The sequence below is a fragment of the uncultured Pontibacter sp. genome (assembly GCF_947502515.1).
Lineage (GTDB): Bacteria > Bacteroidota > Bacteroidia > Cytophagales > Hymenobacteraceae > Pontibacter.
This window is the reverse complement of the sequence record NZ_CANNAI010000008.1, coordinates 179709-188196: the sequence shown is the minus strand read 5'-3', so window position 1 is coordinate 188196 and position 8488 is coordinate 179709. Positions and strand designations below refer to the sequence as shown.

Below are 8488 nucleotides of genomic sequence, written 5' to 3'. Positions count from 1 at the left end.
CTGTAAGGGACTTGCACCCTCTGGAATAATATGATACCTTTAGTATCAGGTGCCCATACTGGGCGCACACCACACCTAAACTTTAGCTACGCCACAGTTTAGCCAAGTACGGTATAATAGAAGGTATGAATAAAGGCTGGAAGTATTTTTTGCTCCCTTTAATAAGCATTTCAGGTATTGCCTGTAATAGTGAAGCAGACGTGCGTGAAATAGACTTAGAAAAAAGTGAGCACATCATTGATTACGTTGACCAGCTAAACTTATCAACTCTCGTCCTGAACGACCAGAACCTTATTATAAATTACACCTTAATTCTAATAAATCCAGATTCTTTAAAAAGACCTCTGTTTCATAAATACCAAGTAAGCATGGAAGAGTGGGAATTAAAAAGGGAAGTACCTGCAGGAACATTGGAAAATTTATTGAGTTTGCTCAATGAAAGTGGGAACAACAGAGTAGTCAAAGAAAAGGAAGCATACTTCTTTAAAGAAGGTGGGTGGATTGACTCTGACTTCGGCAAAGTTTACTCAAAGCAGCAGTTAACGGGAAAGGCAAAAGATTTTAAATTCGATCGTGTGCAGGAGATTAAGCCTATTGGTGATAGGGAGAATTGGTATGTCTACTATGCCGACTAAGAACAGAAGAACTACTTTACCCAACACGGCACATAAACCAAGCTTCGGTTACGCCTCGCTCGCTTTATGTACTAAACGTTCCCTTGAAAGTATAAACCATGAAAAGAAGAGATTTTTTAAGGTATACAACAGTTGCAACTGTTGGCGTATCCGTCGCAGCAAATTCAGAGTTGTTTGCACAAGTAAAGGAAACAAAGAAGATATTTTTGACGGGTGGCGGCTATGACCTTCAAACGATCAATTACCTGATTTCCCTTACTGGCAAAGAGAATCCCAAAATATGTTTTTTACCTACCCCAATGGGTGATAGTGATGCTTACATCAACAAGTGGTTTGAAATAGCGAAACAACTGCCGATACAACCTTTTGTGCAGAAAGTGTTTATCTCAAGTACTGAACAAAAGATATCTTTTGCAGACACGCTATTAGACATGGATGCGATTCTGGTTACAGGTGGCAACACCCTGAATGCTATAGCATTATGGAAAGCCCATGGTATTGACAGCGTACTGAAGAAAGCCTGGGAAAAAGGGATAGTTTTGTCTGGGCCTAGTGCCGGAGCGATCTGTTGGTTTGAAGAGGGGCTTTCTGATTCCAGACCAGCGGATTATTCAGTTGTGAAAGGGTTAGGATTTTTGAAAGGAAGTAACTGTCCTCATTACCACACAGAAGCCGATAGACGTCCTTTATACATGAAGATGATTGAAGAAGGCAAAATGCTTCCAGGCTATGCATGCGATGAAACAGCTGGTCTTTATTTTGAAGGCACACAACTGAAAAGAGTGATCACTCAAAATGTAGCGGATAAGGTTTATAAAGTAACCCTACATAAAGGAAAAGCAGTAGAAACGGCTTTAGCGTCTGAGTTAATTTAGGTATAAATCTACGGTTAACAAAACCAATTGCTGCGCTAAACTTTGTAGTTTTTATAGCTTAGCTGAATACTATAGGTTTATCGCAGCAATTGATCAAAACTGTTTCTTACTCCTTCTCCCCTCTCCTACTTCCACGGTACAACTCATACTTCAACAAGCGGCAATCGATAGCACCATTGTACAGTGGAGTGCGGCGGGAAGCACGCAAGCCGATGCTCTTGGCGGCATCCAGGTTGCCGGTAAACACAAAGGCATCGAAGCCCTGGTAGTTGTTCTTGAGCGTGTCCCCGATCTGCTTGTACAGTTGATGAATGTCATCAGACACGATGCGTTCGTTGTAAGGCGGGTTCATGATCAATACTCCCTCTTCTGCAGAAGCTTCGGTCTTGAAAAAGTCAGCCAGTTCGATTTTGATCACATGGCTCAATCCGGCATTCTCAATGTTTTTGCGGGCTGCCAGCACATAGTCCGGATCGATATCGTACCCGATGATCTGGGCCTGCGGCTCACGCTTTTCTTTGGCCTCGGCCGTTTTCCATACCATTTCAAACAGCTCTTCATTGTGATCTTTCCAGCTCTCAAAACCAAAAGGATCGCGGCGGAAGATGCCCGGTGCAATGTTTTGTGCCATCATGGCGGCTTCGATCAGAAAAGTACCGGAGCCAGCCATGGGGTCAATAAAAATCGATTTCTTGTCCCAGCCTGACAGGGCGATAATGCCAGCGGCCAACACCTCGTTGAGCGGCGCCACGTTGGTTTGCAGACGGTAACCACGACGGTGCAGCGAGTCACCGGAAGAGTCAAGTGATAAGGTGACCATGTTCTCGTGCATGTGCAGATTCAGACGCACATCTGGCCGGATGCGGTCAACAGATGGACGCTCGCCGGTGGCTTTGCGGAACTGGTCCACGATGGCATCCTTGGTCAGCTGGGCCACAAACAGGGAGTGCTCGAATGTAGAGTGGCTTACAACGGCATCGATAGCGAAAGTCTGATCCAGGTCCATGATCTCGGCCCAGTTGGTTTTCTGTACCTGCTCATAGAGATCGCGCTCGTTTCGTGCCTTAAAATTGCGGATTGGCCTCAGGATGCGGATGGCGGTGCGGCACCACAGGTTGGCTTCGTAGAGCTGGCGCAGGTTACCCGAGAAAGAAACAGCCCGGTTGCCTACTTTGATAAACTCTACCTCCAGCGCTTCCAGTTCTTTTGCCAATACCTCTTCCAGACCACTGAGCGTTGTGGCAATCATGTTAAAATTATCGCTCTGCTTTTGCTTCGCCATCTGCTATACCTGTTTATGCTGCAAAAATAGGGTTTTAAGTTGGGAAGTTAGAAAGGTAAAAAATTAGAAAGTTATATTCTTCAGCTAAAAAGCGCCCGAAAGAGCCCTTCATCCCTTTCTTTTTGAGAAGATACAGCCTTAAAGCTCCCCCTTTTATACTTACTGCATCCGTACTAAGGCACTTGGCCCGGATGAATTGAACACTGCTTAAATATTCAGTTTTATACTTTTACGTCTTTCAGGCTAAGTACTCCAGACGGTTTCACTTTCTTACTTTTAATTTTCTAACTTAGAACCCTTATTTTTGCCTTAAATACCCGCTTATGAAATTCGAGAGAGACTTTTCCCTTAAACCTTACAATACGTTTGGCATTGAAGTGAAGGCCAGGCATTTTGCCCGCTTCGACAGTGTGCAGGAGTTGCAGGAGCTGCTTCAGCGGCCTGAGGTACGGGAAGAGCCGAAGCTTATATTAGGCGGGGGCAGCAATCTGCTGTTCACCAAAGACTTTGAGGGTATCGTGCTGCTCAACGGCATCAAAGGCATGGAAGTGCTGCACACAGAGGGCGACCATACCTATGTGCGGGCTGGCGGTGGTGAGAAGTGGCATGATCTGGTGCTCTTTTGCCTCAAGCATGAGCTGGGCGGCATCGAGAACATGTCGCTTATACCGGGTACCGTAGGAGCCGCTCCTTTGCAGAATATTGGTGCCTATGGCGTAGAGCTCAAGGACGTTTTTGTAAATCTGGATGCTGTACAGCTCGAAACCGGTGAAGTCCATACCTTTGACAAGGAGGCCTGCCAGTTCGGTTATCGTGAAAGTATATTCAAACACAGCCTGAAGGGACAGTATGTCGTGGCAACCGTGACACTGCGCCTCCGCAAACATCCTGAACTGAACACATCTTATGGCGATATCCAGACTACCCTGCAGGAAATGCAGGTGCAGCAGCCTACCATACACGACATAAGCGCCGCCGTTTGCCACATCCGCCGCAGCAAACTCCCTGATCCGGCACAAATCGGCAATGCGGGCAGCTTCTTCAAAAATCCTGAGATACCGGTGCTTCTCTTTGACGTGCTCAAGGAAAAATATCCTGATATGCCGGCCTATCCTGTGTCTGAAACGAGCGTAAAGGTGCCCGCTGGCTGGCTTATTGAGCAGTGCGGCTGGAAAGGCAAAGTGATCGATAACTACGGTGTGCACAAAAACCAGGCACTGGTACTGGTCAACTACGGTGGTGCTAAAGGCGAAAATCTGCTTCAGTTGGCCCATGATATTATAGCGTCTGTGGAAGAAAAGTTTGGCATCGCGCTGCAGCCGGAAGTAAATATCATGTAGCCCTGGCAAACCGGGAAAAATGCCTAAATTTTTAACTAAACTTCCCTAACTTATTTAAGCAGGCTGCGATATATAGGGTATATCTTAACCGTTCCATACCCTATGAAATTTTATATATTTCGCTACCTGCTATTATTGCTGGCGCTTCCCCTTACGCTGACTTCCTGTGACGATGATGATCCGGCACCGACCAAAACGGACCTTATTGTGGCCCATGAATGGCAAGGTGACCGCGTGCTGGTAAACGGCTTTGACGTGTCAGACCGTCCCGAGATCAAGGACATGCTGCTTGACATTAAAAGCACACGCCTGACGTTGCGTCGCGACGGTACTTATACCGCCGTATACGACCAGGCAGGCTCTACACAGACCACCGTCGGTACTTGGGAGTTCAAGGAAAATGAAACGATCATCTACTTTGACCTGCTTGGCGACCTGCAGATAGAGAGCCTAACCGCTACCAATATGGACCTCATCTCTACTGTGAACCGCAACAACACAACGTTCGATGCGAAGGTCCAATTTGTGAAAAAAGACTAAATTCCTTAAGTTAGGACTGACCATACCCTCGTGCGTATCCATGTCACCTTAACAGGCTCAGGACAGGCTCCAGGTAATTCCATTCTTTCACTAAAAGACCATTTCATGAAAATCCAAAAATTACTCACCTTCCTGTTTGCCCTGCTATTGGTAACCAGCATGACCTCGTGCGATAAAGATGAAGACAAAGAACCTTCGAACACAGACTTACTGACGGCTAATACCTGGACAGGCAACTCGCTATGGGCTTTTGGCAATGATATCTCTGACCTCTTTTTAGAAGAACTTGGCTATGACATCAAAAAGAACACGGTCAAATTTGACAAAGCTGGTAAGTATGTAGATTCCTACGAGAGAAGTTCACTTAACGGCACCTGGGAATTTGCGAATAATGACAAATCTATTATTTTCGACAAAGGCACAGAGGATGAATACACAGCTAAAGTATTGAGACTCACAGATACCGAGCTTCGTCTGGAGCAGACGCTGGAGTTTGAAGATGATGAACCTGTGGCTCTGGAAGTCAGGTATACCCGATAAAATAAAAAAAGGCTCCTTTGCAGGAGCCTTTTTTTATTTCAATACAGCCAGGGTAGCACCGTCGCCTCCCCTTTCCTCGGCCTCGCTAGCCAGGCTAACCACTTCCGGCACCGAGTACAGGTAGTCGCGCACCACCTGACGCAGCACACCGTTGCCGCGGCCATGCACGATCTTGATCTCCGGTATACCTAGCATGATAGCTTCGTCGGTGAAGTTCATCACTTTATTCAAAGCATCTTCGGCATACTCGCCCCGGATGTCTATCGTAGAGCCAAAGTCAGCCATACGCTGCGTGATGTTCATCCCACGGGTATAGCCTTCTGCTGTTTCGGCTTTCTTCTGCTTTTTGGTCAGCGCTTCGGCACGCTCCAGGTTGTCTACCTTCACAATCGTTTTCAGGCCACCGAACAGCACCTCAGCCGTTTTGCCTTTTATACCTACGATCTGTCCTACCGAGTCCTGCCCGATCAGGGAGACATTGTCACCGGCTTTGAGCGGTCCGCCATTGCTAGCCACCCGTTTATGGGCAGGGCGGGGTTCTTCCTTACGCACCTTCTCGGTGGCAAACTCCTCGAGTTCGCGGCGGGCCAGCTTGGTCTGCTCCTTCTCAGCCTGGCTCTGCTTGATTTGCTGAATGGTCGCCTCAATTTTCTGGTTGGCGTCCTTCAACAGCAGCTTCGCTTTGCCTTTGGCTTCGCGCATCACGTCCTGCTTGCTCTCCTCCAGGAAGTTCTTCAGTTCCTGGTACTCCTTCACGTTGCGCTTCAGCTTCAGTTCCAAGGCCGTGGCCTCTTTCAATTTCTTCTCCAGTTCCTGCTTCTCAGTTTCAAGTTCTTCCAAGAGGCGGTCGTAGCGTATCTTGTCCTTACCTACCAGACTGCTAGCCTTGTCCACGATGTGCCGTGGCAGACCAATCTTGCGGGCGATCTCAATCGCAAAAGAGGAACCCGGTTTACCAATCTTGAGCTGGTAGAGCGGCTGCAGGTTCTTGTGGTCGTAGCGCATAGCGCCGTTCACGATGCCCGGTGTGCGCTCGGCAAAGTTCTTGAGGTTGGTATAGTGAGTTGTAATCACACCGAACACCTTGCTGTCGTTCAGGTTCTGCAGCACCGCTTCGGCAATAGCACCGCCCAGCACCGGCTCTGTACCGGTGCCAAACTCATCAATCAGCACTAAACTCTTGTTATCGGCCACCGTCACAAACTTCTTCATGTTAGTGAGGTGGGAGCTATACGTACTCAGGTCGTTCTCGATGGACTGCTCGTCACCGATGTCGATGAAGATGTCGTGGAATATACCTGCCTCCGAGTTGTCAGCCACCGGAATCAGCATACCTGTTTGCAGCATGTACTGCACCAGACCCACCGTCTTCAGACTCACCGACTTACCACCTGCGTTCGGGCCAGAGATCAGCAGAATGCGCTGGTCACGGGTTAGCTCCAGGTCCATTGGCACGGTTGGCTTGCCCATCTGCTTATGTGAAAGGTATAGCAGGGGGTGAATGGCCTCTTTCCAGGCGATATGCGGGTACCTGTGTAGCTTTGGCATCGAGGCCTCCACTCGCCTTGCAAAGGCTGCCTTGGCCCGGATAAAGTCCAGCAGACCCAGGTACTGGTAGGCCTTCCGCAGCTCCGGTATAAAGTTGCGCAGCGTGTTGGTCAGGCCTGTCAGGATACGAATCAGCTCACGGTGGTAGGCATTCTCCAGGTCCTTTATATCGTTGTTGAGTTCGAAAATAGACTCCGGTTCAATGTATACTGTCTGCCCTGTGTTTGACTCGTCGTGAATCAGACCTTTGATCCGGCGCTTGTGCTCGGCAATAACAGGTATAACCAGTCGTCCACCGCGTATGGTCGGCTCCGCATCGCCGGGCGTCCAGCCTTCGTTTTTGGCATGGCGGATGATCGAGCTGATCGTTTTACGCAATTGTCCCTGTTGGGCGATCAGGTCACGCTTGTAACGCTGCAGTTCAGGCGAGGCATCGTCGCGCACGGCACCGGCATCGTCTACCACCTTGTCGAGGGCAGCAATCAGGGAGCGCTCTACCATCACATTGGCACCCAGCGCTTTCAGGGCTTCGTATTTGCCCTCTTCAGCACTGGAAATGTAGCGCAGCGAGTCGCGGATTGTACGCAGCGACATCTTAATCTCGAAGAAAGCCTGCACTTCCAAGAAAGTACCAGGTATAGCGGCCCGGTCGAGGTAGGCGGTTACGTCGAAATAATGCTGCAGCGGAATCTCGGCGTCGGACTCGAGCAGTTGTTTGAATTCGTTTGTTTGTTCTAACAGGCGCTGCACCAGGTCATGCCGGTTCAGGAACGTCATGCGGCTGACGAACTGCCGGCCGAGTGGGCTCAGGCAAAGTTCCGAGAGCATCTCGCGTACCTGCGCAAAGCCAATTTTTATTTCAAAGTTATCTGGATAGATCAATTGTTATCTCTTAGATTTAGGGCAAATTTAGCATATTATAACAAGTAAAGCCGCTGCTTTCGTTCGCTGTGGTTTTATAAATTATGCCATGTTTGAATGGTTAAGTTTAGATTGCCTTTCGCACATGGTTTTCATAACCTCGCTGCTGATACACGAGCATTACGTTGATCGTTTTGGTGCTCGATTCGGACAGGTTTCGGTGCACGATTCGGACAGGTCGCGCCCTGTCCCTACAAGGAACGATAAAATTGCGTAGCACCACAACATCGCGTTCTAAGATCGCTGACATTAACTTTATAACTCTTAAACTCTTTAACTCCTAAACTTATATGGTTCTCGACAAACTCTCCAACGCCAGTCGCTATACCTGCATGCATCCGCTTTTTGCACAGGCTTTCCAATTTTTACAGGAAGCCGATCTGATGACGCTCCCAGTCGGACAAAAAGCGATCGTAGGCAAAGACCTGTTTGCGATTATTTCCGAAGGCAGCGGCATACCTGAGAAAGACGCCAAATTGGAAGTGCACCGCAAGTACATCGACATACAGTTCATAATTTCAGGAACGGATCACATGGGCTGGAGAGACTTGGCGCTGTGCAGCGCTCCCAACGATCCGTATACCGACGAGCGTGACGCCGCTTTCTTCCCTGACAAACCTGCCTTCTGGTTCGATGTGCCGGCCGGCTCTTTCACCATCTTCTACCCCGATGATGCCCACGCGGCGATGGTGACTGAGGAAAACGTACGCAAGGTGGTATTGAAGATTGCGGTGAAACCTGAAGCATAATGCTGCCTGCTCTGCAGAATCGAACCTGGAAAATGGCTCTACTTGTTCAAGGAAAATA

General features: G+C 48.5%; 9 protein-coding genes. 6 read left to right on the top strand and 3 right to left on the bottom strand.

Translation table 11 applies throughout. The annotated features are described in order from the left end of the window. The first annotated feature begins 125 nt into the window (after positions 1 to 125). On the top strand, positions 126 to 635 hold the full coding sequence (locus Q1A54_RS18355; protein ID WP_299991010.1) for a hypothetical protein: 510 nt from the start codon (positions 126 to 128) through the stop codon (positions 633 to 635). A gap of 98 nt (positions 636 to 733) precedes the next feature. Beyond that, positions 734 to 1510, top strand: a complete 777-nt coding sequence (locus Q1A54_RS18350; RefSeq protein WP_299991008.1) for a peptidase E — start codon at positions 734 to 736, stop codon at positions 1508 to 1510. Between the two features lie 106 nt (positions 1511 to 1616). Here Q1A54_RS18350 and Q1A54_RS18345 read toward each other — a convergent pair whose 3' ends face one another. After that, positions 1617 to 2792, bottom strand: coding sequence for a THUMP domain-containing protein (locus tag Q1A54_RS18345; protein ID WP_299991006.1), 1176 nt, complete (start codon positions 2790 to 2792; stop codon positions 1617 to 1619). Between the two features lie 323 nt (positions 2793 to 3115). On the opposite strand from Q1A54_RS18345, the gene murB reads away from it, so the two are divergent. The 3 genes from murB to Q1A54_RS18330 all read left to right on the top strand — a co-directional run bounded on the left by murB (position 3116) and on the right by Q1A54_RS18330 (position 5212). Then, positions 3116 to 4132 carry a UDP-N-acetylmuramate dehydrogenase gene (gene murB / locus Q1A54_RS18340; RefSeq protein ID WP_299991004.1) on the top strand — a complete coding sequence of 339 codons (1017 nt, stop codon included), beginning with the start codon at positions 3116 to 3118 and terminating at the stop codon, positions 4130 to 4132. A gap of 102 nt (positions 4133 to 4234) precedes the next feature. Further along, a complete protein-coding gene (locus Q1A54_RS18335) occupies positions 4235 to 4672 on the top strand; it encodes a hypothetical protein (protein WP_299991003.1) in 438 nt (145 codons plus the stop codon). 105 nt (positions 4673 to 4777) lie between these two features. Beyond that, a complete protein-coding gene (locus Q1A54_RS18330) occupies positions 4778 to 5212 on the top strand; it encodes a hypothetical protein (RefSeq protein ID WP_299991002.1) in 435 nt (144 codons plus the stop codon). 33 nt (positions 5213 to 5245) lie between these two features. On the opposite strand, the gene Q1A54_RS18325 is transcribed toward Q1A54_RS18330, so the two are convergent. Next, entirely contained in the window at positions 5246 to 7642 is a 2397-nt protein-coding gene (locus tag Q1A54_RS18325) for a Smr/MutS family protein (RefSeq protein ID WP_299991000.1), read from the bottom strand. A gap of 106 nt (positions 7643 to 7748) precedes the next feature. Continuing rightward, positions 7749 to 7931 carry a hypothetical protein gene (locus Q1A54_RS18320; RefSeq protein ID WP_299990998.1) on the bottom strand — a complete coding sequence of 61 codons (183 nt, stop codon included), beginning with the start codon at positions 7929 to 7931 and terminating at the stop codon, positions 7749 to 7751. Positions 7932 to 7971: 40 nt separating this feature from the next. Here Q1A54_RS18320 and Q1A54_RS18315 point away from each other — a divergent pair, with 40 nt between their 5' ends. Further along, complete coding sequence (locus tag Q1A54_RS18315; protein ID WP_299990995.1) at positions 7972 to 8430, top strand: YhcH/YjgK/YiaL family protein; 459 nt, start codon at positions 7972 to 7974, stop codon at positions 8428 to 8430. Positions 8431 to 8488: the final 58 nt, after the last annotated feature.

What these genes read in the sequence shown, in the direction of transcription:
- Q1A54_RS18330 (WP_299991002.1), top strand. Translation starts at nt 4,778, where the DNA reads ATGAAAATCCAAAAATTACTCACCTTCCTGTTTGCCCTGCTATTGGTA.
- Q1A54_RS18350 (WP_299991008.1), top strand. Translation starts at nt 734, where the DNA reads ATGAAAAGAAGAGATTTTTTAAGGTATACAACAGTTGCAACTGTTGGC.
- Q1A54_RS18320 (WP_299990998.1), bottom strand. Translation starts at nt 7,931, where the DNA reads ATGTCAGCGATCTTAGAACGCGATGTTGTGGTGCTACGCAATTTTATC.
- Q1A54_RS18335 (WP_299991003.1), top strand. Translation starts at nt 4,235, where the DNA reads ATGAAATTTTATATATTTCGCTACCTGCTATTATTGCTGGCGCTTCCC.
- Q1A54_RS18315 (WP_299990995.1), top strand. Translation starts at nt 7,972, where the DNA reads ATGGTTCTCGACAAACTCTCCAACGCCAGTCGCTATACCTGCATGCAT.
- murB (WP_299991004.1), top strand. Translation starts at nt 3,116, where the DNA reads ATGAAATTCGAGAGAGACTTTTCCCTTAAACCTTACAATACGTTTGGC.
- Q1A54_RS18345 (WP_299991006.1), bottom strand. Translation starts at nt 2,792, where the DNA reads ATGGCGAAGCAAAAGCAGAGCGATAATTTTAACATGATTGCCACAACG.
- Q1A54_RS18355 (WP_299991010.1), top strand. Translation starts at nt 126, where the DNA reads ATGAATAAAGGCTGGAAGTATTTTTTGCTCCCTTTAATAAGCATTTCA.